Source organism: Brevundimonas sp., from assembly GCF_036676055.1.
In the GTDB taxonomy this organism is placed as follows: Bacteria; Pseudomonadota; Alphaproteobacteria; order Caulobacterales; family Caulobacteraceae; genus Brevundimonas.
Window position 1 is genome coordinate 17,612 of record NZ_JAKFDS010000004.1, and the last position, 22,352, is coordinate 39,963.

Consider the following 22,352-nt stretch of genomic DNA (forward strand, 5'->3'; position numbering starts at 1 on the left):
AATAACCCCGCCGGGCCATGCCGCGTCAACGGCCTTCGTCCGTGATCAGGGCTAGCCGCCCAACCGCGCGAGGGCGGCCTGGTAGTTGGCCAGCTGGTTGGTCAGATAGGCCGGGACCGGGCCGTTCGCCGCCGTTGACGCTGCGGTGGCGGGGTCCAGCGAGCGGTAGGCGTCGCGAACCGCCTTCATCGCCGCCTGGAGCCGCTCACCAGCCGTCTTGACTGCGGCGGGATCGCCGAGGTGGAGGTTCCCGGGCAGGTCGAGCCCGAAGGTCTTGCGGACGTCATCACCGCTTGTGGCGCCGATATAGCCCGACGACAGCCCCAGCCCCGCGAGCGCATCCCGCCCGGTCTCGCCCGCGGTGAGAACAGCCCCCGACTTTCCGTCGCGGGCCGAAATGGACAGGCGCTGAAAGCCGCCGGTGGTGGTGGTGATCTCGCCGTCCTTGCCCGTTATGGAGCCGCCTTCCGAGGCCACCGTGACCTTGAGTTTGCTGTTGGAGGCGATCTCGATCTTGCGGGCCAGGGAGGCCAAGGTGTCCTTGGCGGCGATCGTAACCGCCACCGGGCGCCCGCCATCGGCGGGGCTGACGTAGAACCGGTCGCCGACCCGGAGCGAGGTGGCGTCCACGAGGCGTTTCGAATCGCTCTGGTCGATCTCGCCCTGGGGGAAGCCGAGCCGGTCCAGAACGCTGGCGCCGCCGGTCGCCACGGCGAGGGTCAGAGGACGCGCCTGATCGCCTTCGCCGGACCAGCTCCGCTCGTATTCGACTGCTCCGCTCGCCGGATCGAGACGGACCAGATAGCCGGTCGCGGGATCGGTCTCGTCCGCGGCGGGATCGCGGTCGGCGACCCCGGTGATCCAGACCTTGCCGTTGTGGATCTTGACGTCGGCGGCGCTGTCATCGCCCGCTCCTCCGTACCAGGTCATCCGGTCACCGCCCGCCGGGGTCAGATCGGCCGACAGGGTGGCGACGAAGACGTCCTTGCCACCGGAGTGGGTGGTGGTGGTGGTGGTTCCGGCGGACAAACCGCTATCGCGGCTCGTGCCGGTCAGGATCACCTGCCCCCCCGAAACCGATACCCCGGCGATATCGCCGCTGATCGTCCCGAGGTCCCGGGTCGAGGCGAGAGTCGGAACACCCGCGGCGTCGAGGGTGAAGCGGCGCACGACGGCGCGGCCATTCTCGACCCCGGCCGTGTAGAGGTTGGAACCGTCGATCGTCATGGCGTCGACGGCGTCGTCCCCGCTGGTTCCGAACTGGCTGGCGGCCGTCGCTTTCGAGACGATGCCCGCCGTGGGATAGGGTTCGCCGGCCTTGAAGGCCTGGACGTAGCCGTCCCAGCCGCCCACCGCGGCGGCGCCGGTTACGGCCGATTTGGCGCGACCGCCGATATAGACGGTCCCGTCAGCGCCGAAGCTGACCGACGTCGCCTCGTCGGCGGCGCGGGCGCCCCGCCGCTGGGTCCAGATCTCCTGCCCGTCCTTGTCGAACACAGTGACGAAGCTGTCAGCGACGCCGGCCACATCGCCCGTCTTCCCCGCATCCGTGGCCTTGGTGCTGAGCGCGCCCGTGACGGATCCAGCCACCGCCACCTGGCCATTGGCGTCGATGGCGATGGCGTAGCCGCTGGCGGTCGAGGCGGCGCCGAGGGTGCGTGTGGCGACCAGCCGGCCGGCCGGATCGTATTTCATCAGAGCGACGTCCTGGACGCCCTTGATCGGCTGGGTGTCCGGGCCCGCCGTCACATCGGCGACGATCCACAGCGAGCCGTCGGGACCGACGGCGCTGGCGCGGACGGTCTCGACGCCGTCAGGCAAGTCGTCCTGCGACAGCCGGCCCGGGACCCAGTGGGTCTCGCCGACGCCAGGGGCGGTTGGCGCCGCCGCCGCGCCGCCATCGCTCTGGAATTTCAGCAGCTGCGCGTCGCCGGCGACCCCCGAAGACTGCACGACATAGACTGCGTCGGAGGTTTCCGCCGCCGTGAAGCCGACCGTCTCGGTCGATGAGCCGCGGATCACGAGGGCCCATCGGTCGGCGCCCGCCGGCAGGGTCACGGGCTTGCCGTTAACCTGCATGGTTCGGGGCTCGGCCTTGATCTGCTCGCGGCCAAAGCGGGTTGCGAAGCCGGCCGCCTCAAGCTTGCCGTTGATGTGGTTGACGACGTTGTCGAGGGTCCGGGGCGTAGCCCCCATGTCAGCCAGATCGATCGGCACCGCTGTCGTCTGGTAGCTGGAGACTCCCACGGGCACCTTGATGGTGATGCTGAAACGGGTGTCGCCCTGAAATGCGGCGACCGGAGTATCGGCGGACCCCTCGTGGATCGGCCCGATGATCGAACGGGCGCTGTCTCTTGGCACAGCGGCGGTGGTCTTGCTGGTGGTCTTCGACGTTCCCTGCACCATTCGCACCGCGTCGAATTCCGACGAGGACATCCAGGAGCCGATTTCCGCCAGGCCGGAACTGAAGCGCCTGCCCAGCTGGGCAAGCTCCAGGCTGCTGACGCCCTTGGTCGCCGACCGATTGGCGAGAGCGCTCAGAGTATTCAGCCCCTGATACAGAGCGAACAGCTTTCGGTAGTCGGCCGACGCGGATTTCACATCCAGCTGGGCCCCGTCCTCATTGATGAGTCTCCGCCCGGCGAGAGCCGAGCGGACCAGAGCGTCCTGCTTCGGCGCTTCAGCGTCCGGCGACCACGGGGGCGTTGGCTGCCTGCGGCTCGCCCGATTCAGGGAGGCGGCCGTCGTGTCCAGCGCGAGCGGGGCCGTGCCGCCGAAAAGTCCCAGAAGATGGCTGTTGTTGATCACGGCGCGCTCCCGGCCGCCAGTCTGACGCGGTGGGCGTAATGAGGTCTTAAGATCCGCCCGCGAAGCGACTCCGAACGCGACTCAGGGAACAATGGCACGCGACGACCGTTAGCCGGTCGCCGTTGAAGCAGGAGACGTGCGTCATGTCTGCCTTCCTGGAAACCCTGAGATCGTTGCTCGCGCTGTATGGCTTCGGACCCCGCGCCCAGCGGCGGCGACCCGCGCCGGTCTATATCGGCCGCCCGGGGGCCGGGCGGGCCTAGCCGCCCCTGAACAGCGACAGAATGATCTGCGGCGCCTGGTTCGCGATCGACAGCGATTGCGCTCCGAGTTGCTGCTGCACCTGCAAGGACTGAAGCCGTGCGCTTTCCTTGGCGAGGTCAGCGTCCACAAGATTGCCGATTCCCGACTCCAGAGTGTCGACCAGCCTGGTCACAAAACCGGTGTGGGCCGCGATCTGCTTGGCTTGGGCGCCGAGCCCGCCGAGTGCGGCGTTCAACTGGGTGATCGAATCGTCCAGCCGGGTCAGGGCCTGGGTGGCGCCGGTCAGGCTCAGCAGACTGTCCGATGTCGAAAGCTCGATGATGGTCCCGCCGAGGCTCAGGTCGATGGCGGTCAGGGTGACGAAGGATGTGGCGTCGGCGTTGGCGAGGAAGGTGATGCCGCTCGTCAGGGAACCGTTGAGGATATTGCCGCCGTCGAAGGCCGCATTGTCCACGGCCGAGGCTATCGCCTTCAGCAACGCCTGGAAGTCGGCGTTCAGCAGCTCACGCGACTGCGTCTTCAGCGACGAATCCTTCGCCGCGACGACCTTTTCCTTGAGCTGGTTGAGGAGATCGGAGACCGATTCGCCGGCCGAAAGGGCCACATCGGCGATGGACGTCGCCCGGTCGAGGCTCTGTTTGACTGCGCTGAGCGCCCCCACATCCGCCCGCTGCTGCTGGGCGATGGCCCAGACGGCCGCATTATCCTTGGCGCCCTGGACCTTCAGTCCGGTCGAGATGCGGCTCTGCACATCGCCCAGGCGCTCGTTGGTGCGCGTCAGGTTCTGCAGCGCGATCGCGGCGGAAGTGTTGGTGTGGACGCTGTTCGTCATCCGACTCGGCCTTTCAGGTTTGGCCAAGGCTAGGAGAGGAACCGTGCACACATGGTTAACGGCCGCTAACCACGCGCTTTAACCGCGCGGATCGCTCCTGCGCGGCGGGTCTTGCGGATACGCTGGGCGTCAGGCCTTGGTGTCGATCACCGAGCCGGCGCTATACCGGGCCGCCTGCATCAGGTTGACGACCTGCTCTCGAGGCAGCTGTTTGATGACTTCGCCGGTAACCCGGTCGAGCGTCTTGTAGATGAAGGACCCGGACTGCGGCCCTTCCTCGATCACCAGCCTGTAGCGCGCGGCGCGTTCGGCCTCCTGCGCGAACCTGGAATCGTGGAAGTCGCCGCTCGCGGTTGACGCGGCGGCGGGCTGAACGGCGACGGCGCCGATCGGGTCTATGCTGGCCTTGCTCTGCATCTCTCCCTACGCCGACGTTCAGTCGACGTCTCCGTTGGGCGGCCCGGATCGGTCGGGCGGGGCCGAAGCCCCGCCCTCCCGGTCGATCCTTAGCGGAACAGTCCGAGCAGCATCGAGGTCGAGGAGTTGGCGATCGACAGAGCCTGCACGCCAAGCTGTTGCTTGGTCTGCAGCGCTTGCAGTCGGGCGCTTTCCTTGGCCAGATCGGCGTCCACCAGGTTGCCGATGCCGGATTCCAGGGCGTCCTGGAGTTTGCCGACGAAGGTCAGTTGGGTGCCGAAGGCCTTGGAGCCGGTGCCGAGCTTGGCGAGCTTGGACGAGACGTCCGCGATCGCGCTGTCTACGGCGGTGAGCGCCGTTCCAGCGAGCGTCGCGGTGGACAACGTGCTGGCGGTGATCGCCAGAGCGGCCAGAGTCATCGTCTGGGACGCCACGTCGATGGTGGAGGAACCCGCCGCATTGGCCAAGGCCTTGAAGCCGTTGGTCGCGGTGCCGTCCAGCAGGTTCACGCCGTTGAACTTGGCGTTCGCCACCACGGTTCCGATCTGGTCGCGGATCGAGTCGAAGTCCGAAGCCAGAGCCGCACGCGCGTCAGTGGACAGAGAGGTGTCCTTGGCGGCGAGGGCCTTCTCTTTCAGCTGGATGAGCAGGTCGGAGACCGACTCGCCGGCGGAAAGCGCGACGTCCACGGCCGACTGGCCCCGGTTCAGGCTGTCCTTGACGGCGTTCAGCGCACCCATCTCGGCGCGTTGCCCCTGGGCGATGGCCCAGATGGCGCCGTTGTCCTTGGCGGACGCGACGGCCTTGCCGGTGCTGATGCGGTTTTGAACCGTGGACAGGTCCTTGTTGGTGACCTGCAGGTTCTGGAGGGCGATCATTGCGCCCACGTTCGTGTTTACGCTGTTCAGCGCCATGACACGTAGTCCTTCTTCAAGGTGTCCGACGCCATTTTGGCTGCCGGGAGCATTCTGCTCGGCGGTGTAGCAGCAAGGACGGGACCATCGGCAGATCCGGCGTGCCATGGTCCCTTCCGTTGAATTCCCTGCGTTAGTTCCTGTTAAGCACGTCACCGGGGCGGCAGTATTTGCCGGGCGCCCGGCAGGATTTGCCGTCTCACCCGGCAGTTCTTGCTGCGGAGCCCCGTGGCGGATTCAAGACTACCCTCCCGGATCGCGTCCCGGCCCCAGCGCTCAGGGCCGGAGGCGGGGGCGGGGCCCCTGCCCCTCGCGCCAGCGATCCTGCATGGCCCGCTCGGCGAGCAGCGTCCCGACCGCCAATTCGCGGGCGGTCTCGCACGCCACAAGGGCCGCGCCGCGGGCGACATAGGCGACCTCGAGATCGCCCAGGGTCGGCGCCTCAGGCAGGCGCTCGAGGACGCACGGTCGGATCGCCGCCTCCGGCAGCGCCAGTCGCGGCGGGATCACAGACGGAGGGGGCGAGGCGGCACAACTCGCCATCATGGCGAAGGAGGCGGTCGGCGCGAGCCGGATCCAGAGGTGTCGAGGCATCATGGGCGCTCCGGGCCTGGGCCGTGGACTGCGCGGTCGCCTGGACGACCGCCACGGACTGTCTGTGATAATGTTCAAGGCGGCGGGCCTGGCCCGCGCTTCCTTCGGTTTCGAGCCGGCGGGCGTCAGCGTCCGCCTGCGCCGTCGACGCCCGCGTCTCCGCCGCCCTGAGACGCCGCCCGGAAAGGTCGAAAGGGTCCCAACGCAGGCCGAGCCCCCTTCCGAGGATCGCCGTCACGAGGACCGCCGCCAGCACCAGCGCCATCCAGCCGAGGGGGGGCGGCAGGCGAAGCAGGGCCTTCACGGGAACACCTTTCTGTCGAGCTCGAAATGCGGGCCATCCCGCAGGGTCGGCCAGTCGCCGCCCCACACGATGGCCGTCCCCTGGCGAACTGCGGCCGCCTTGAAGGCCGCCGCGATGCGAGGATAGAGCGGCCAGTCCCAACGCACCTGGCCGTCGACCAGCGCCGCTACATCGATGGCGTGTCCGGTCAGGTGCCGCGAGCGCCTCGTGCGGCTGGCGCCGGCGCGCACCAGGGCGGCCTGCCGCTGTGGCATGCGAAGCCCCTCGGTGATCATGAAGTCGACCGGGCTCAGCGCGATGGCCTCGTGCGCCAGGGCCGCCAGCCGCGGGTGCACGCCGGCGAGGCGCCTCAGCGACCGTTCCGAGAGACGGAAGGCCATCAGCCGCCCTCCCCGTCCAGCGGCGGCCGCAGCGAGCGCAGGCTGGCGATCAACTGCTGGGCCGTCGGGGCCACCAGGTACAGGATCATGGTCAGGGCCAGCAGCGACATCAGCCCCTTGGCCAGCGGCAGCGCCGCATCCGGCGGGGTCAGGTGGAGCAGCCGATCCAGCAGCAGCCAGGCCGCGCCGGTGCTGGCGAAGACATACAGCCGACGCCAGAGCCAGCGGCCTTCCGCCAGCGGCGACGGCGCAACCGGGGATTCGGTGTCCTTGATCATCGGTCGTCCTCCTGATCGTCGGGAGGACGGCCGCCGGCGCGGCGATCCGCGCCCGCCTCGAGGTAGAGGTCGTCAGCGGACAGCCGGAACGGGACGTCCCAGGTCTCGAGTTCAAGCAGCGCGGGCGCAGCTTCGTCGCGGAGTCGGGTCATCGCGGTCATCCTTGGGCGATCAGCCAGACGCGGCCGTTCGCGCCGGCCCCGCCCGCCCCGCCGGCCGTCTCCCCGGCCCCGCCTCCGCCGCCGCCGCCGCCCGCGGCCCCTCCATCGCCGCCGTCGTGGCCCCCGCCGGACGCCGACGCGCCCCCGCCGCCGCCGCCTCCTCCGGACCAATGGAGCGTCGGATGTGGCGCATTCACCCCGGAATCCCCGGCGGTGCCTGATCCACCCGGGCCGCCCACCGCTTTGAGCGTCAGCGCGCCGCCGTCTCCGCCGGCTCCGCCGGCGCGCGCCATCCCGGAGCCGTCGAGCCCGCCGCCGCCACCGCCCCCGCCCGGCGCTTCCGGGTGGTCGAGGGTCCCGCCCTCGCCCCCGGCGGCGGTGACGCTGGACCCGCCTCCGCCGTTGGAGTGTTGCGTCCCCGCGCCCGCCACGCCCGCCACGCCGCTGACGGCGTCACCCGGACTACCCCCGCCGCCGCCCCTGGCGACAAGGAGGGCGGTCGTGCCCAGATGGACCGTCGAATCCCCGCCCGGGGCTCCCGTCCCGGCGACGCCGCCCGTCCCGCCGGCGCCGATGCTTACAGCGAGCCCGACGGCCAGGTCGTCAGCCGGCCAGATCGCCCGACTGACGCCGCCCGCGCCGCCGCCGCCGCCTCCGAAGCGGGACCCGGAAGCACCGAAAGCTCCTGCTCCGCCACCTCCGCCGCCGCCGACGACCACGGCTTCGATGGTCCTTGCCCACGCCGGAACGGCGTAGCTTCCGCTCTCCGTCATGGCCGTCACCGTCCGTCGGCCGGCGCCCCGATCGAAACTGATCCGTCCCGACGCGCGATCGACGGACCAGACATCGCGCCAAGCCGAGCCGTCGGCGCTGACCTTCAGCCTCAGATCATCGTCGCCGATCAGCCCGAGCTCGGCCCGACCGCCCCAGCCGCTCTGGAACAGCAGCGACAGGACGTCGGCCGGCCCCTCCTTGTTGAAGGTCAGGCGCAGGTCGCCGTCGCCGCCCTCGCCCGCCCCGAGCGCTGTCCACAGCGCCTTGTTGAGCCGCGCCGCGAACGGATTGGTCGCATCCGCCGTCGTGCCGACGCCGAGTCGGGTCAGGTTCTGGATCGCCTCCAGACGTTCCCCGAGCGGGACCCAGACGCCGCCGTGGCGCACCACAAGCTCGCCGGAGTCGAGCACAAGGGCGACAAGGCCATCCCCGGTCTGGATCTCGCTCCAGCCGCTGCCTTCGGCGCGGAGCAGCGCCCCCTCGGATCGACCGGACCAGGCGGGGCCGACCGCGCCGGCGGGCAGAATAAACAGCACCCCGTCTGTCGGCGTGACCGGCTGGGTCGCCTCCGTGCGGCTGACGACGGCGGTCTGGACCAAAGCGTCCAGCCGGGTCAGGGCCTCGTTCAAGGTCACATGCTTCTGCATCTGGCCGGCTGCCAGATAGGGAAGGCCGAGGCGGGCGCTGTGGTCGTCGCTCATCACAAATCTCCGGAAAACTGTCGGAGATCAGTGTGCGGCTGTCCGGCCCTACGGCGCGCTCAGGACGCTGACCGGAGCACGATGTCGTTGTGGATCATGATGTTAGTCGGAAAAATTAGGATGGCGGCACATTAACTGCCAGCAGTCGGAAACACCGTTAGTCGTGCAGATAGACGACGCGACGCAGCCCGCCCTTGCTTCGCATTTCGGCGACATGACGCTCGTGATCGCCCGAGGCGCGCGCTTCCCGCTCGCTGGCTTCGACCCAGTGAGTGGTCTCGATGTCCTTCTGCAGCGCCTTGGCCGCCATCAGGTGGCCCGGGAACAGCACATCGACGACGCTGGGCACGAAATCGAGGAACGGAACCTCACCGACAAGGGTGGTGACGCTGTCGAGACCCAGATAGGCCGCCATTCGCGCCAGCGTGCCGGGCGACGCCTTCACCCTTGTAGCCTGCACGAGCAGCCAGGCCGCCGCGCCTACCGAGTAGGCCGTGCCGACGACCGGAATCCAGGTCAGCAGCCCGTCCAGTCCGATGCCGAAGGGACCTATCCCGATAGTCCGGTCGGAGAGCTTTTTCACGCCCTCGACATTGGTCCAGATTTTCTCGATATCGCCGATGGTCCGTCTGGCCATGCCCACCCTCCAAAGCGAGACAGTAACGCGCCATGACGCCCCCCGTTCACCCGATAAGGCAAGGCCAGCGCTTACGGCCGGCGCAGTGGGCGCCGAGCGGCCCGCTGGACGCCCTGATCCGACTGGCCCTGACCGCGCCGTTGGGCCTGGCGCTCGTCGCCCTGAGCGGAATCGGGCACCGGTGGTTCGACATCCTGGCCCAGTTCACCGTCCCCGCACTGGCGGCGACGGCGGCCGCAACAGCCGTGCTGGCTCTGACGCGGTTGAGGATGGCGGCGCTGCACGGACTGGCGGCCTGCGCCGCCCTGCTGATCGCCGTGGCCCCCCAATGGTTTCCGGACGGACCTCCACCCGAACCGGGCGCGCCGACCGTGCGGCTCTACTCCGCCAATCTCTACTATCTGAACAACGACGTCGCCGCGATCCGGGCCTCAATAGAAGCGGCCGACGCGGACGTGGTGGTGCTGATCGAGCTCGGGCATGCCGCCACCGCCCGGATCGACGAGGTGCTGGAAGGCTACCCCCATCGCGCCACCTCGATGCGAATGGACCAGACGCGCGGCCCGTCACGGTCGGTGATCGGCTCGCGTTTTCCCCTGACGGCCCTGGACGACCCGCCGGACGGCCTGCACGCCGTCGCGGCCGTGGCCAGGACTCCGTTGGGCCGGCTGAATATCGTCGGCGTCCACCTGACCCGGCCGTGGCCCTTCCAGGAACAGTGGGGGCAGATCAGCCAGACCATGGCTCTGCAGGAGGTGGTCGAAAACCTGGACGGTCCGGTCGTCGTGTCGGGGGACTTCAACAGCGTGTCGAGCGCCCGGATCGGAAAACAGATTCGGCGGGAGCTCGGCCTGCACCCGGCGCCCGGCTTCCCCGGGACATGGCCCGCAAAGGCGCCCGCGCCTGTCAGCCTGACCATCGATCAGGTCTACGCCTCCCCCGGACTCGCATTCGAGAGCCGACGGCTGGGCCAGCCGACCGGCTCGGACCATCGCCCGGTGGTCACGGAGTTCACCCGCGCCGCGCGCTGACGAGGGCGGCCAGCCGCTCGGCGTGACCGGCGACGGGGAAGTCTTCGGCGATCCAGCCGGCCTCGAAGGCCTTCAGCAGGCGGCCGGTCTCCGGGCCGGGCGCGACCCCGAGGCGCGCCAGATCGCGGCCCCCGACCGGCAGCGAGGGACGGGTCCATCCATCAGCCAGCTTCAGCAGGTGGCGGGCCTCATCCGCTTGGTCAGGCGCCTCGGCCCAGCGCCAGCGGATCGCGTCAGAAACGGCTTGGGCGTTGTGACGATAGAGCGCCGCGCGGGCCTCTCTGTCACCCATCCCCAAGCCGACGCCCGGGAGGGCCTGGACCGCGAAGGCGAGCCGGTCGCGGACGGCGTTGGAGAGACGCAGCCGCGCCGCCGCCTGCCGGATTACCGCCTCGTCGGGCGGAAGCAGCACCATCAGCCGCGCCACAGGATCAGCCCCCTGCTCAACAGCGGCGTCGAACAGTGAGCTCAGCCGCCCCTCCGGAAGCACCCGGGACAGGACGCCGGCCGCGTCCATGGCGGCCACGGCGGCGCGGGGGTCCGGGGCGGACAGCAACTTCATCAGCTCGCTGGAGACCCGTTCGGCCGACAGGCGCGTCATGCCGTCGGCAAGGGCCCTGCAGGCAGCGAGCGCCGCCGCGTCGGGCGCGCCGCGTCCGTACCAGGCGTGGAATCGGAAAAAGCGCAGGATGCGCAGGAAATCCTCGCGAATGCGGGTCTCAGGGTCGCCGACGAAGACGATCCGACCCGCCAGCGCGTCGGCGATCCCTTCGCCGGTGGGATCGAAGACCTGACCGTCCGCGTCGGCGTAGAGGGCGTTGAGGCGGAAGTCGCGGCGCGCGGCGTCCTCGGCCCAGTCGTCGGTGAAGGCCACCGTGGCGTTTCGGCCGTCGGTCGAGACGTCGCGCCGCAGGGTGGTGATCTCGAACGGCCTGCGCTCGGCGACGGCGGTGACGGTGCCGTGGGCGATGCCGGTCGGAACCGACTTCAGGCCGGCGGCGCGGATGGCCCCGTCTGTCTGTTCCGGCGTCAGGGTGGTGGCGATGTCGATGTCGGCGACCGGCTGGCCGATCAGGGCGTTGCGGACGCAGCCGCCGACGAAGCGGGCGCAGCCGGGGCCGCCGAAGGCCTCCAGGGCGGCCATCACCGCGCGGGTCGAGGATGCGGTCAACCAAGGCTGCTCGGGGATGCGGACCGTCATGCGGCGTCCTCATCGACGGCGGCGGCCGCCTCCGCCTCGTCGCCATACAGCCGCACGCGCAGGGCCCGGACGATGGCGGCGGTGGCGCCCCAGATGTAGCGTTCGCGGTACGGCATGGCCCAGAACCAGCGTCGCGGACCGGCGTCGGGATCATGGAAGTCCCGGCGATGGTTGGCCGGGTCCATCAGGAAGTCCCACGGAGCCTCGAACACCTCGGCGACCTCGTCGGGAGATGGGGACACCACCGGCGGCTCCGCCAGCCAGCCCACCACCGGCGTGACCATGAAGCCTGTGACCGTCTCATAGCCGTCGCCGACACCCAGCACCTCAACGGCGCCGGGATCCAGCGACACTTCCTCCCAAGCCTCGCGCACGGCGGCCTGGGCGGCGGTTTCGCCGGGGTCGAGCCGCCCGCCGGGGAAGGCGATCTGGCCTGTATGGCTGGCGAGGCTGTCAGAGCGGCGGGTCAGCAGCACGGTCGCCCCCCCGGGCCGGGCGATGACCGGCACCAGCACAGCCGCGGGGCGCAGCGTCCGTCCCGGGCGCGGCGCGTCGGGATTGAGGTCGTAGTCCGACCGCCGGGGCGGGCTCCCCGGCGTCCACTCGGACACGGGCGCCAGCCTTTCGAGCAGCCGCTCTCGCAGGGAGACCAGACTCATTAGACGCCGGCTCCTGCCGGGCCGAGGGCGAATGCCGCATCACCGGAGCGGACCACCAGCCGGCTGTCCCGGACCTCCGCCTGCTCGACCAGCTCATAGAACACCGGCCGGACGATACGGGCCCACAGATCGGCGCGGACATGCAGGGCGGGCGCAGGTTCGCCGCTGACGGGATCTGTCTCGACCCGGATCGGGTGCCCGGAACCGGCTTCGACCACGTCGCCGACGTCGGTCGTGAACGACAGCACGCCATCCGCCTCCATCACGGCCACGGCCCGGAACGGCAGATCCTCCACCTTGATCGAGAGCTTCTCGACCGGGGTCACCAGACAATAGCCGTCAGGGTCCTTGCGCAGCACCGTCGAGAACAGCCGCACCAGCTCCGGCCGGCCGATCGGCGAGTTCTCGTGCAGCCAGGTTCCGTCGCGTCGGATGACGATGTCGATGTCGCCGCAGTGGGCCGGGTTCCACAGGTGGACCGGCGGCAGGCCGCGCCCGCCCTCGCCGGATTCCGGGCCTCGGGTCGCCGCCTCGGCGATCGAGGCCAGTCCGGTCTTGCTGTCGGCGGGGACGGACATGGATGCAGACTTAAGGCGCCCTGCGGCGCTGGCAATCCTCTATCCAGCCGGACTGCGCTCAGATGGCGGGCAGAACCATGCCGGCCGGCGGCGCTTCGCCCCGCCACAGGACCCGCCGCGCATCGACCGGACCGGGCAGGCGCACGTCGGGCGCGGCCACGAAGCCGAAGCGGCCGAAATACGGGGCGTCGCCGACCAGCAGCACGCCCTGTCCCTTCTCCACCGCCCAGGTCAGGCAGGCCTGCACCAGCTCGGCCCCCAGACCGGTCCGGCGATAATCGGCGGCGACGGCGATCGGGCCGAGGAACAGGGCGGGCGCTCCCCCGATGGTGATGGACCACAGGCGGACGCAGCCGAGCACATCTCCCCCATCCCGCGCCACGAAGCCGGCCGCCACCGCCGCGCCTTCGCGCAGGCGTTCGGCCGTCTTCGCGAAGCGGCCCGGCCCGAAGGCGGCCAGCACCAGAGCCTCGACCGCATCGGCGTCGGCGGCGGTCTCCGCATCGATGTGCGGAGGAGGAGAAAGGACGGGCGTGGCGGTCATGGGCGCGCGCACCTAAGGACCGCGCGCGAGGGAATCAACCGGATTTCGAGAAATCGGGCGCGCGCTTCTGGCTGAAGGCCATGAAGGCCTCCATCGCCTCGGGGCTCTTCATCTGGCTGCCGAAGGCCTCGCCCTCCCGCTGCATCAGCCCCCACAGCGCCTCGGCGTCCCGCATCAGCCGCTTGGTCTTGCGGATCGAATTAGGCGCGCGGGCCGCCAGCTTCGCCGCCAGCTCCGCCGCGGTCGCCTCGACCTGCTCGGCGGGAACCGCCCGGTTGGCCAGACCCCAGGCGACGGCGGTGCGCCCGTCGATCGGCTCGCCGAGGGCGAACATCTCGAAGGCCCGCTGGTGTCCCAACACTGCCGGCAACAGCATCGACGACGCCGCCTCGGGCGCGAGGGCGAGGTTGATGAATGGCACGGACAACAGGGCGTCCTCGGCCACCACCACCATGTCGCAGTGAAGCAGCAGGGTCAGACCGATGCCGACCGCCCGGCCCCGCACCGCCGCCACCGCCGGCTTGTCCAGCTCGGCCAGCGCCTTGAGGAAGCGGAACACCGACATGTCGAACGGCTGTTCCGTCTGGGAGCCGATAGCGATGAAGTCCGCGATGTCGTTGCCGGCTGAAAAGCTGTCGCCCTCGCTGCGGAACAGAAGCACGCGCACGGCGTCGTCAGTGCGAGCCTGTTCGGTCGCGTCCGACAGGGCGGCGTACATGGCCTGGGTGATGGCGTTCTTCTTCTCCGGCCGCGCCAGCGTCACGGTCAGCACGCCGTCGGCCAGCCCTGTCTTGATATGTTCGGTCACGCCTCTGAGTCCTGTCTGATAAGGGTCCACCAGTCCACGCCGTCCGCATCGCGCCTGCGCGAGACCCGGCCCCGGTGGAGCAGATAATTTAGGTGAGCCAGGCTTTCGCCCGTCGCCATGCCGCGGACGCCGTCGCCGACCGGTCGCGCGAACAGGGCGGGAAAGACGTCCACAGCCCGGCAGGGCTCGCGCAGGGTCCGCTCCAGACGCTTCAACGCCGTCCGGTGCCCCCGGATCAGGCCTTCCAATCGCGCCTGAACGCCGCGGAACGGCTCGCCGTGTGAGGGCAGGATCAGGACATTGTCCGGAAACACGACCTTCATCCGATCCAGCGAGTCCAGCCAGTCGCCCAGCGGATCGGCGTCCGGCTCGGTCGGCCACACCGACACATTCGATGATATTTTCGGCAGGATCTGGTCGCCGCCCAGCACGACCCCGTCGCTCTCGCGCCACAGGCAGGCGTGCTCCGGGCTGTGGCCTTCGCCTATGACCACGCGCCAGCCCTGGCCGCCGATCGACAACCGGTCGCCCTCGCGCATCCGCACGAAGCCGGGCGGCATCGGCGCAACCATCCGCCCGAACTGGCCATAGCTGGTCCGGTAGCCCTCGACCTGGGCTTCATCCCATCCGGCTGCCCGGTAGAAGACCGCTCCCGCTTCCGGGGCGGGCTGTCCGGTGTCAGCCAGCAGCATGCGGGCGGTGACGTACTCGAGCCGCGTCATCACCAGCGGCGCCGCGACACGCGCACACAGCCAGCCGGCCAGTCCGATGTGATCGGGATGCATATGGGTGCAGATCACCCGGCTGATAGGGCGGCCGCCCAGCGGCCCGTCCAGCAGTTGCGCCCATTCCTTGCGGGTGGCGGACATATCGAGGCCGGTGTCCACGAGGACCCAGCCGTCGCCGTCCCGGACGGCGTAGACGTTGATGTGATCCAGGGCCATGGGCATGGCCAGCCGCATCCACAGTACGCCGGCCGCCACTTCCACGGCCTGGCCGGGTCCCGGCGGAGCGCCGAACGGATACGACAGGCCGCGCTCCTCGCGCCCGGTCAGAGTTCCGTCCCTCAGGATGACGCCGCCCGCCAAGTCCGTCTCCAATCAAAACTTAGGGCAAGATAGGCTCAAGCCGGGAGGTGCGTCCAGATCGGCAATCGCCTTGACCCCGCCACAACCGGCCGCCAAGGGTTTCGCCGACCATTTTCCCTTCCGGAGTTTGACCGTGTTCCATAAGAAGTTGTTCGCGCTGGCCGGCGGCGCGATGGCGCTGGTCCTGATTACAGCACAGCCCGCGATGGCCCAGTACGGTCCGCCCGAAGGTCGGACGGCTTCGGAAGAAGCCGGTGGCGCCGTCAGCGGCGAGCGGATTCTGCCGGGTCGCATCGGGGGAGACAGGAACGATCGCCAGCGTCAGCGGGAGCGCGCCAACCGGAACCAGGAGCGTGCGCCCGCCGCACCCACGCCGGAAGAGAACAAGGCCGCAGCCCAGGCCGTGCTGACCGCCGCCGGCGTGGGTTGCCAGGTGACGGAAGCGACCCTGCTGGGCGTCACACTCGAGCAGCATTCGACCTTCGAGGCGATCTGCGCCGAAGGCCCCGGCTATCTCGCCGTCAGTTCGACGCCGCCCCAGACCTTCAACTGTCTGGAGCTGGCCGGACAGGCTGAGACCAGCCGTTTGCGTGACCCGGCCGCCGACGTCGGCCAGCAGTGCACCCTGCCCGTGAATCTGAACCCGGTTCCGGTTCTTTCGGCCTACGCCCGCGCCGCCAGCATCGACTGCACGGTCGACCAGGGCGCCGCCATCGGCAAGAGCACCGCCGGCAACATCATCTATGAAATTGGCTGCGCCGACCGCGACGGCTACTGGCTCGAGAACGCCGAAGGCGCCTGGAAGGCCACGCCCTGCTGGGACCTCGCCCTGGAGCAGGAGACCTGCCGCTATTCCACCGCCGCCGAGACCCTCGGCGCCTGGAAGACCGTGCTGGCCGGAACCGACGCCGCCGCCTGCGACGTGCAGGAGGCCCGTCGTGTCGGACGCGACGCGCAAGGCCTGACGGTCTACGAAGTGAAGTGCGGCGCCGGCGGCGGCTATTTCGCCCGCGTCGGGACAACCTTTACGGCCCAGCGGGTTCACACCTGCATCGAGGCGGCGACCATCGCCGGCGGCTGCACCCTGACTGCCGCTGCTCCGGCGACCAGCGAACAGTAAGATCATCCCCATTGATCGACGACCGCGCCCCGGAGTTCGCTCCGGGGCGTTTTCGTTTGGGCGATCAGCGCTTCACAGAAGGCCCCGACGCGCCGTAATCATGGCCGATGCGCATCGCCACCTGGAATGTGAACTCGGTCAACGCCCGCCTGCCGACCGTGTTGGCTTGGCTGGAGGCGGCGAAACCGGACGTCGCCTGCCTGCAGGAAATCAAATGCGTCGACGAGAAATTCCCTCGCGAGCCGCTTGAGTCCCTCGGCTACAACGTCGAGGTCCACGGCCAGAAGAGCTACAATGGCGTCGCCCTGCTGTCGAAGCATCCGCTGTCCGACGTGCGACGCGGCCTGCCCGGGGCGGATAGCTCGGGCTATGAGGCCGAGGCCGAACAGTCCCGCTACATCGAGGCGGTGATCGAGGCGCCCCGCCCGGTCAGGGTCGGCTGCATCTATCTGCCCAACGGCAATCCGCTCGGGACGGAGAAGTTCGCCTACAAGCTGGCTTGGTTCGAGCGCCTGTACGCTCATGCGCGCGACCTGCTGGCGCTGGAAGAGCCGTTCACCCTGTGTGGCGACTTCAACGTCATCCCCACGCCCGACGATGCCCGGAACCCGTCAGCCTGGGTTGGCGACGCCCTGTTCCAGCCAGAGAGTCAGGCCGCCTTCCGCGCCCTGCGCCACCTGGGGCTGTTGGACGCCGGAGAACTGGGCGGTCAGCCGCCGGGGACCTACACCTTCTGGGACTATCAGGCGGGCGCCTGGCAACGGGACCACGGCATCCGCATCGACTTCCACCTGTTGTCGCCGCAGGCCGCCGACCGATTTCAGTCTATCGAAACCCACCGCGACGCCCGCGATATGGACAAGCCCTCGGATCACGTCCCGGTCGTGGTCGAGCTGGAGGACTAGCCGTGGCCGAGGCGCTCCGGGTCATTCTGCTCGTGGCGCTGGCGGCGGCGGCTCTGACTACCGGCGCCCTGATCCTCGCCTGGTGGATGGAGCCCGTACGGCGGATGCGCCGGGCCCTGCTCAAGTCGCTGGGCGCCTCACCGGAGGCGGAGGCCCTGTCGCCCGCGGAGGGACGCGCCGCCGGTCTGGACTTCGACGGCGCCCAGATCGCCGTGCTCTGGAACCGGGGCGCAACCGGGCTGGTGTACGCCTTCGAGGAGATCGACGGCGGAGAGATCATCGTCGACGGCCATGTGGTCGCCCGGGTCCGCCGCGGGGAGGCCCGCAAGTCGCTCGACATCCTCGCCCCGGACGCAGAACAGGTGGTGCTGCGGCTGATGTTCGCCGACGCCCGCCACCCGGAGTTCGAACTGGCCCTCTGGGACGCCACCCTCCCGGTTCAAACCAGCTCGCCGGGCGAAGCTCTGCGGCTCGGACGCCGCTGGTTGTCGCACCTCGAGGCACTGCTGAAAGGCTGATCGCCCTTCCTCCCCGGCGACCGGGGGGCTAGAAGCCCCCGATCCCTTCCGCCTGAGTATCCGGAGCGCCCCCTGTGGCCCGCCTGTTTGACGCCTATATCATCGCCGACTGGACCGCCGCCGAAGGCAAGAAGCTGGGCGACCAGTCGGTCTGGATCGGCGTGGCCAAGCGCGACGTCCGCTTCCGCCTGTATACCGAGACGCACAATGTCGCGACGCGGGCCGAGGGTGAAGCGTTGCTCGCCACCCTGCTGGCGGATCACCGAAAGCGCGGCGACCGGGTCCTCGTCGGCTTCGACTTCAACTTCGGCTATCCGGCGGGCACGGCCGAGCGGCTGAAGCTGACGGGGACACCGTGGCAGGCGATGTGGAAATTCATCGCCTCGAACGTCGTCGACAAGCCGGACAATACCAACAACCGTTATCAGGTGGCCGCCAAGATCAACCGGCTGATGACCGACAACCCGTGGCCGATGTGGGGCGCGCCGGCCAAGCAGGCCCAGCGCTGGCTGACCACGACCAAACCTCCTGCCGGCGCAGGCGCCGACATACCCGAGTTCCGCGCTACCGAGGACGCCGTCCGCAAGGGCCGGCTCCAGCCCAAGAGCGTCTGGCAGATGCATGGAGCCGGCGCGGTCGGCGGTCAGACCCTGGTCGGGGTTCCGGTGGTTCGTCGCCTGCTTGAAAAGCTGGGCCCCTCCGGCGCTGTCTGGCCGTTCGGAACCGGCTGGCGGGTGCTGGACGCTGCGGACGTGGAGCCGCTGTCAGCCCTGGTGGTCGAAGTCTGGCCGTCGATGTTCGACGCCCGGCCGAACCCCGGCGAGTTCAAGGATCAGGCCCAGGTCCGCGCCACCGCCGAGGCGCTGGCGAAGATGGACGAGGCCGACGACCTCTCGAAGGCCTTCGCCCCGCCCAAGGGTGCGGACGAGGCGCTGATCGCGCGCGTCGAGCAGGAAGAGGGCTGGATCCTGGGAGCCTAGCCTATGAGGGCCCGTGCCGCGGCGCGGGCTTCGTCGGTGATGACAGCGCCGGACAGCATACGGGCGATCTCCTCGCGGCGGGCCTGATCATCCAGCGCGTCGACCGTCGTGGTGGTCACCCCGCCGCCGTCCGCCTTGCGCACCTTCCAGTGGACATCGCCCCGAGCCGCGACTTGCGGACTGTGGGTCACCACCAACACCTGGGCGCCCTGGGACAGACGCTGGAGTCTCGCGCCGACCGCCGAGGCCACGGCCCCGCCGACGCCTTGGTCGACCTCGTCGAAGATCATAACCGGCTGGCGCTGATCCTCGCGCCCGGCCAGCGCCGCCTTCATGGCCAGAGCGAAGCGGGCCAACTCCCCGCCGGACGCAATGGCGTCCAGCGGCCCGAATTCCGTGCCGGCGTTGGTGGCGATCTCGAACCGCACCGTCTCGACGCCCAGCGGTCCGCGGCGACCGTCGGCGACCGGCTCAAACGCCACGCGGAAGCGCGCCCGATCCAGCTTCAGCGGCCCAAGCTCGTCCATCACCGCGGCGGTCAGGCGCTCTGCAGCCGCCTCGCGCGCAGAGGTGAGCAGCAGGGCGGCGATGTCATAACCTTCGCGGGCAGCCGAGGCAGCCCGCTCGGCGGCCGTGATGCCCTCGGCGCTGTCCTCGATCAGCCTTAGCTGCTCTCGGAAGCGGACCCGCAGGATCGGCAAGAGTTCGACAGAGGCGTTCAGCTTGCGAGCGGCCGCACGCAGGGCGAAAAGCCGCTCCTCGGCCTTGTCGAGGCGACCGGGCTCGAAGTCGAAGGCGTCCGCGGCCGCGTCGACGCAGGCGATGGCCTCCTCGGCCTCGACCAGGGTGCGGTCGATGGCTTCGGCCGCGGTCGTGAGCTTCTGCAGCAAGGGATGCTCGGGGTCGGTCCCCGCCTGCCCGGCCCGCTGGCGCGCGTGTTCGACCGCGCGCAGTGCGGCCGAGAGGTTGCGCGACAACTTGTCTCCGCCCAGCGAGGCTCGGGCGTCCGCGAGGTCGGCGATGGCCTTTTCTGCTGCCCCGAGGAGCGCCCGCTCGCCGGCCAGCTCCGTTTCCTCGTCGGCGCGAGGATCCAGTGCATCGAGGTCGGCGAGGTTCTGTTCCAGCTCTTCCCGATGAGCCGCCGCCTCTGCGGCGGCTGCCCTGAGATCGGACACGGCGCGTTCGGCGGCCTTGAGCCGGTCGGCGGCGGCGGCGACCCCGGCCAGCTGCGGCTGCAGCCCGCCATAGTTGTCCAGCAGGGCGCGGTGGGTCTTCCAGTCCAGGAGGCCGACGGTCTCATGCTGGCCGTGCACCTCGACCAAAGCCTGACCGATCTCCCGCAGCGCCGTAACGCCCGCGGGCTGATCGTTGACGAAGGCCCGGCTGCGGCCGTCCGCGGCCAGGGTGCGGCGCAGGATCAGCTCCTCGCCCGGGACGACCTCGAATCCGCGCGCCGCGATCATCTCGATCAGGTCCGGGTCGTCGGGGGCCGTGAAGACGGCGGTGGCCGACGCCTGTTTCGCGCCGCTTCGCACCAGGCCGGCATCGGCGCGCGCGCCAAGGGCCAGGCCCAAGGCGTCGAGAATGATCGACTTGCCCGCCCCGGTCTCGCCGGTCAGCACCGTCAGGCCGGCGTCGACGTCGAGGTCGAGCACGTCCACCAGCACGATGTCGCGGATGGAGAGGGCGGTCAGCATGAGGGCGCGGTGGTCCGGATCTGATTCGCCATGGGGCTCAGTCTAGCGATGATCGCCCGTCATGACCGCCCCATACGTCAGAAGCGGACGTCAGCCCGGGATGATGCGGCGCAGCCAGCTTTCGCGCCGACCCTCGGGGGCGACGTCGGGCTGTTGGCCTTCCTCGGTCAGCAGGGCGTAGGCCTCGGCATACCAGGGGCTGCCGGGATAGTTGTGGCCCAGCACCGCGCCATTGCGGGTCGCCTCTTCCTTCAGACCGAGCTGCAGATTGACCTCGACCAGCCGGTACAGGGCCTCGGGCGCGTGCGAGGTGCGCTGATAGGCTTCGTTGTCGATGACGGTCTTGTAGCGGTTGATCGCCGCCAGCGGCTGGCCGGCGCGCTGGTAGTAGCGCCCGATGGCCATCTCCTTGCCGGCCAGTTGGTCGTTGACCATGTCGATCTTGACCGTGGCGTCGATCGCATAGGAAGTCCCGGGATAGCGGCGAGCCACGTCACGCAGCCCGTCCAACGCGGCCTGGGCGTAGCCCTGGTCGCGGCCCACGTCAGTGATCTGCTCGAAATTGCACAACGCCTTCATGTAGAAGGCGTAGGGCGCGCTGGGATTGCCGGGGAACAGCTGGATGAAGCGGTCCGAGGCGGCGATCGCCTCGGCGTAATCATTGCTCTGATAGTGGGCGTAGATCTGCATCAGGATCGCGCGCCGCGACCACTCCGAATACGGATGCTGGCGCTCGACCTCCTGGAAGTAGTCGATCGCGTCGCCCCAGCGCCGGCTCTCGAGGCGCTGGTAGCCGGTGTTGTAGAGCGCCTCGACCGGACGTTCCTCATAGGCGAGCTTCGGCCGGGCGCCGCGAGTGCCGCAGGCGGAAATCGTCAGGGCCGAGACGGCCACGGCCGACAGGATCAGACCGGCGCGAAACTTGGAAGCAGGCAAGGACGACCTCAACATGACAGGCCGGCGGGCATCCACCCGTCGGCGCCCCCGGAAACGTGACGCGATCTCTACACCAGCGAACAACCCCGCGCCAATGCGGGAAGAAGTCCGCCAAAAAGACTCTCGGCGCTTGTGGCTGAGCCGTCCCCTGATATGAAGCGCGCCAGCGCGACGGCGGCATTCTGAGCCGGGCGATGACGGCGAAAGGATGACCGGACATGAAGCTGCTCTCTGGCAACTCCAACCGGACCCTGTCCCAGGCGATCGCGGCCCACCTCGACATGCCCCTGACCAAGGCCCAGGTGAAGCGATTCGCCGACAACGAAGTCTTCGCGGTCATCGAGGAGAACGTCCGCGGCGAAGATGTCTTCATCCTGCAATCGACCAGCTACCCCGCCAACGACAATCTGATGGAGTTGCTGATCATGACCGATGCGCTGGTCCGCGCGTCGGCCAAGCGGATCACGGCCGTCATGCCCTATTTCGGCTACGCCCGGCAGGATCGGAAGACCGGAGGCCGCACGCCGATCTCGGCCAAGCTGGTGGCCAATCTCATCACCCGCGCCGGGGCCGACCGCGTCCTTACGATGGATCTGCACGCCGGACAGATCCAGGGCTTCTTCGACATCCCGACCGACAACCTGGTGGCGACGCCGGTGCTGGCCCAGGACATCAAGGACCACTATCCGCGAGGTGACGACCTGATGATCGTCTCGCCCGACGTCGGCGGCGTGGTGCGGGCGCGCTCGCTGGCCAGTCGGCTCAGCGCGGATCTCGCCATCGTCGACAAGCGCCGGGCCAAGCCCGGCGAAAGCGAGGTCATGAACATCATCGGCGACGTCGAGGGACGGCGCTGCATCCTGTTCGACGACATCGTCGATTCCGGCGGCACGCTGGTGAACGCCGCCCAAGCCCTGATCGACAAGGGCGCGACAGAGGTTTCGGCCTACATCAGCCATGGCGTCCTGTCCGGCCCTGCCGTGCAGCGCGTGTCCGACGGGCCGCTGAAGGAGCTGGTCATCACCGACTCCATCGAACAGCCTCACGAGGTCCTGACCTGCCCGAAAATCCGCACCGTTTCGGTCGCCCCCCTGATCGGCGAGGCCATCCGGCGGATCGCCAATGAGGAATCCGTCTCCAAGCTGTTCGACTAGAATCTCGGAACCCGATCGGGCCCCGCCCCATTTGCGCCCTCAGATTGGGCGTTGCTGGACGCCGGTAAC

At 69.4% G+C, this 22,352-nt stretch carries 24 protein-coding genes; 6 read left to right on the forward strand and 18 right to left on the reverse strand.

What is annotated here, in order from left to right; translation table 11 throughout:
- Positions 1–51 precede the first annotated feature (51 nt).
- The 10 genes from V6M45_RS00640 to V6M45_RS00685 all read right to left on the reverse strand — a co-directional run bounded on the left by V6M45_RS00640 (position 52) and on the right by V6M45_RS00685 (position 9,064).
- Positions 52–2,808 (reverse strand): transcriptional regulator, encoded by a 2,757-nt coding sequence (locus V6M45_RS00640; protein ID WP_332653272.1) that lies wholly within the window; start codon positions 2,806–2,808, stop codon positions 52–54.
- Between the two features lie 259 nt (positions 2,809–3,067).
- Positions 3,068–3,904 (reverse strand): flagellin, encoded by an 837-nt coding sequence (locus V6M45_RS00645; protein ID WP_332653273.1) that lies wholly within the window; start codon positions 3,902–3,904, stop codon positions 3,068–3,070.
- Positions 3,905–4,033: 129 nt separating this feature from the next.
- Positions 4,034–4,321: a flagellar protein FlaG gene (locus V6M45_RS00650; RefSeq protein WP_332653274.1), complete on the reverse strand. Its 288-nt coding sequence runs from the start codon at positions 4,319–4,321 to the stop codon at positions 4,034–4,036.
- An 89-nt stretch (positions 4,322–4,410) separates the two neighbouring features.
- On the reverse strand, positions 4,411–5,235 hold the full coding sequence (locus V6M45_RS00655; protein ID WP_332653275.1) for a flagellin: 825 nt from the start codon (positions 5,233–5,235) through the stop codon (positions 4,411–4,413).
- Between the two features lie 276 nt (positions 5,236–5,511).
- Positions 5,512–5,832: a hypothetical protein gene (locus V6M45_RS00660; RefSeq protein WP_332653276.1), complete on the reverse strand. Its 321-nt coding sequence runs from the start codon at positions 5,830–5,832 to the stop codon at positions 5,512–5,514.
- A 297-nt stretch (positions 5,833–6,129) separates the two neighbouring features.
- Positions 6,130–6,513 carry a M15 family metallopeptidase gene (locus V6M45_RS00665; RefSeq protein WP_332653277.1) on the reverse strand — a complete coding sequence of 128 codons (384 nt, stop codon included), beginning with the start codon at positions 6,511–6,513 and terminating at the stop codon, positions 6,130–6,132.
- Positions 6,513–6,791 carry a hypothetical protein gene (locus V6M45_RS00670; RefSeq protein WP_332653279.1) on the reverse strand — a complete coding sequence of 93 codons (279 nt, stop codon included), beginning with the start codon at positions 6,789–6,791 and terminating at the stop codon, positions 6,513–6,515. The genes V6M45_RS00665 and V6M45_RS00670 overlap by 1 nt, the downstream gene beginning before the upstream one ends.
- Positions 6,788–6,943: a hypothetical protein gene (locus V6M45_RS00675; protein WP_332653280.1), complete on the reverse strand. Its 156-nt coding sequence runs from the start codon at positions 6,941–6,943 to the stop codon at positions 6,788–6,790. The genes V6M45_RS00670 and V6M45_RS00675 overlap by 4 nt, the downstream gene beginning before the upstream one ends.
- 5 nt (positions 6,944–6,948) lie before the next feature.
- The gene (locus V6M45_RS00680; RefSeq protein ID WP_332653282.1) at positions 6,949–8,427 is read right to left on the reverse strand and encodes a DUF2793 domain-containing protein; all 1,479 of its coding nucleotides are present in this window, start codon (positions 8,425–8,427) and stop codon (positions 6,949–6,951) included.
- 157 nt (positions 8,428–8,584) lie between these two features.
- A complete protein-coding gene (locus V6M45_RS00685) occupies positions 8,585–9,064 on the reverse strand; it encodes a DUF4112 domain-containing protein (protein WP_332653283.1) in 480 nt (159 codons plus the stop codon).
- A gap of 32 nt (positions 9,065–9,096) precedes the next feature.
- Between V6M45_RS00685 and V6M45_RS00690 the strand changes: the two genes are divergently transcribed.
- A complete protein-coding gene (locus V6M45_RS00690; protein WP_332653285.1) occupies positions 9,097–10,095 on the forward strand; it encodes an endonuclease/exonuclease/phosphatase family protein in 999 nt (332 codons plus the stop codon).
- Here the strand turns inward: V6M45_RS00690 and V6M45_RS00695 are convergent.
- Genes V6M45_RS00695 through V6M45_RS00720 form a run of 6 tightly spaced genes read right to left on the reverse strand, consistent with a single transcriptional unit; the run spans position 10,076 to position 14,973 of the window.
- Positions 10,076–11,296, reverse strand: coding sequence for a CCA tRNA nucleotidyltransferase (locus V6M45_RS00695; protein WP_332653286.1), 1,221 nt, complete (start codon positions 11,294–11,296; stop codon positions 10,076–10,078). The genes V6M45_RS00690 and V6M45_RS00695 overlap by 20 nt on opposite strands.
- Positions 11,293–11,955, reverse strand: a complete 663-nt coding sequence (locus V6M45_RS00700) for a CoA pyrophosphatase (protein ID WP_332653287.1) — start codon at positions 11,953–11,955, stop codon at positions 11,293–11,295. The genes V6M45_RS00695 and V6M45_RS00700 overlap by 4 nt, the downstream gene beginning before the upstream one ends.
- On the reverse strand, positions 11,955–12,533 hold the full coding sequence (locus V6M45_RS00705; RefSeq protein WP_332653288.1) for a DUF1285 domain-containing protein: 579 nt from the start codon (positions 12,531–12,533) through the stop codon (positions 11,955–11,957). Before V6M45_RS00705 ends, V6M45_RS00700 begins: the two co-directional genes overlap by 1 nt.
- Positions 12,534–12,591: 58 nt before the next feature.
- Positions 12,592–13,077: a GNAT family N-acetyltransferase gene (locus tag V6M45_RS00710; RefSeq protein WP_332653290.1), complete on the reverse strand. Its 486-nt coding sequence runs from the start codon at positions 13,075–13,077 to the stop codon at positions 12,592–12,594.
- Positions 13,078–13,111: 34 nt separating this feature from the next.
- Positions 13,112–13,885, reverse strand: a complete 774-nt coding sequence (locus V6M45_RS00715; protein ID WP_332653291.1) for an enoyl-CoA hydratase — start codon at positions 13,883–13,885, stop codon at positions 13,112–13,114.
- Complete coding sequence (locus V6M45_RS00720; protein WP_332653292.1) at positions 13,882–14,973, reverse strand: MBL fold metallo-hydrolase; 1,092 nt, start codon at positions 14,971–14,973, stop codon at positions 13,882–13,884. Before V6M45_RS00720 ends, V6M45_RS00715 begins: the two co-directional genes overlap by 4 nt.
- Positions 14,974–15,106: 133 nt before the next feature.
- On the opposite strand from V6M45_RS00720, the gene V6M45_RS00725 reads away from it, so the two are divergent.
- From V6M45_RS00725 to V6M45_RS00740, 4 genes are all read left to right on the forward strand, one after another.
- Positions 15,107–16,093 (forward strand): hypothetical protein, encoded by a 987-nt coding sequence (locus V6M45_RS00725; RefSeq protein WP_332653293.1) that lies wholly within the window; start codon positions 15,107–15,109, stop codon positions 16,091–16,093.
- Between the two features lie 107 nt (positions 16,094–16,200).
- On the forward strand, positions 16,201–16,998 hold the full coding sequence (locus tag V6M45_RS00730) for an exodeoxyribonuclease III (protein ID WP_332653294.1): 798 nt from the start codon (positions 16,201–16,203) through the stop codon (positions 16,996–16,998).
- A 2-nt stretch (positions 16,999–17,000) separates the two neighbouring features.
- Complete coding sequence (locus V6M45_RS00735) at positions 17,001–17,516, forward strand: hypothetical protein (protein ID WP_332653296.1); 516 nt, start codon at positions 17,001–17,003, stop codon at positions 17,514–17,516.
- A gap of 74 nt (positions 17,517–17,590) precedes the next feature.
- A complete protein-coding gene (locus tag V6M45_RS00740; RefSeq protein WP_332653297.1) occupies positions 17,591–18,496 on the forward strand; it encodes a cobalamin biosynthesis protein CbiG in 906 nt (301 codons plus the stop codon).
- Here the strand turns inward: V6M45_RS00740 and recN are convergent.
- Both recN and V6M45_RS00750 read right to left on the reverse strand, forming a co-directional pair.
- The gene (gene recN, locus V6M45_RS00745) at positions 18,493–20,193 is read right to left on the reverse strand and encodes a DNA repair protein RecN (protein WP_332653299.1); all 1,701 of its coding nucleotides are present in this window, start codon (positions 20,191–20,193) and stop codon (positions 18,493–18,495) included. The two genes, V6M45_RS00740 and recN, sit on opposite strands and share 4 nt — an antisense overlap.
- A gap of 90 nt (positions 20,194–20,283) precedes the next feature.
- On the reverse strand, positions 20,284–21,141 hold the full coding sequence (locus V6M45_RS00750) for an outer membrane protein assembly factor BamD (RefSeq protein WP_442880512.1): 858 nt from the start codon (positions 21,139–21,141) through the stop codon (positions 20,284–20,286).
- Between the two features lie 206 nt (positions 21,142–21,347).
- Between V6M45_RS00750 and V6M45_RS00755 the strand changes: the two genes are divergently transcribed.
- Positions 21,348–22,283 carry a ribose-phosphate pyrophosphokinase gene (locus V6M45_RS00755; protein WP_332653301.1) on the forward strand — a complete coding sequence of 312 codons (936 nt, stop codon included), beginning with the start codon at positions 21,348–21,350 and terminating at the stop codon, positions 22,281–22,283.
- Positions 22,284–22,352 lie beyond the last annotated feature (69 nt).

Excerpts from the sequence above, each read along its gene's own strand:
- recN (WP_332653299.1), bottom strand. The coding sequence starts at position 20,193 with ATGCTGACCGCCCTCTCCATCCGCGACATCGTGCTGGTGGACGTGCTC.
- V6M45_RS00650 (WP_332653274.1), bottom strand. The coding sequence starts at position 4,321 with ATGCAGAGCAAGGCCAGCATAGACCCGATCGGCGCCGTCGCCGTTCAG.
- V6M45_RS00645 (WP_332653273.1), bottom strand. The coding sequence starts at position 3,904 with ATGACGAACAGCGTCCACACCAACACTTCCGCCGCGATCGCGCTGCAG.
- V6M45_RS00700 (WP_332653287.1), bottom strand. The coding sequence starts at position 11,955 with ATGAGTCTGGTCTCCCTGCGAGAGCGGCTGCTCGAAAGGCTGGCGCCC.
- V6M45_RS00695 (WP_332653286.1), bottom strand. The coding sequence starts at position 11,296 with ATGACGGTCCGCATCCCCGAGCAGCCTTGGTTGACCGCATCCTCGACC.
- V6M45_RS00655 (WP_332653275.1), bottom strand. The coding sequence starts at position 5,235 with ATGGCGCTGAACAGCGTAAACACGAACGTGGGCGCAATGATCGCCCTC.
- V6M45_RS00730 (WP_332653294.1), top strand. The coding sequence starts at position 16,201 with ATGCGCATCGCCACCTGGAATGTGAACTCGGTCAACGCCCGCCTGCCG.
- V6M45_RS00755 (WP_332653301.1), top strand. The coding sequence starts at position 21,348 with ATGAAGCTGCTCTCTGGCAACTCCAACCGGACCCTGTCCCAGGCGATC.
- V6M45_RS00710 (WP_332653290.1), bottom strand. The coding sequence starts at position 13,077 with ATGACCGCCACGCCCGTCCTTTCTCCTCCTCCGCACATCGATGCGGAG.
- V6M45_RS00665 (WP_332653277.1), bottom strand. The coding sequence starts at position 6,513 with ATGGCCTTCCGTCTCTCGGAACGGTCGCTGAGGCGCCTCGCCGGCGTG.
- V6M45_RS00675 (WP_332653280.1), bottom strand. The coding sequence starts at position 6,943 with ATGACCCGACTCCGCGACGAAGCTGCGCCCGCGCTGCTTGAACTCGAG.
- V6M45_RS00705 (WP_332653288.1), bottom strand. The coding sequence starts at position 12,533 with ATGTCCGTCCCCGCCGACAGCAAGACCGGACTGGCCTCGATCGCCGAG.
- V6M45_RS00670 (WP_332653279.1), bottom strand. The coding sequence starts at position 6,791 with ATGATCAAGGACACCGAATCCCCGGTTGCGCCGTCGCCGCTGGCGGAA.
- V6M45_RS00660 (WP_332653276.1), bottom strand. The coding sequence starts at position 5,832 with ATGATGCCTCGACACCTCTGGATCCGGCTCGCGCCGACCGCCTCCTTC.
- V6M45_RS00690 (WP_332653285.1), top strand. The coding sequence starts at position 9,097 with ATGACGCCCCCCGTTCACCCGATAAGGCAAGGCCAGCGCTTACGGCCG.
- V6M45_RS00680 (WP_332653282.1), bottom strand. The coding sequence starts at position 8,427 with ATGAGCGACGACCACAGCGCCCGCCTCGGCCTTCCCTATCTGGCAGCC.
- V6M45_RS00685 (WP_332653283.1), bottom strand. The coding sequence starts at position 9,064 with ATGGCCAGACGGACCATCGGCGATATCGAGAAAATCTGGACCAATGTC.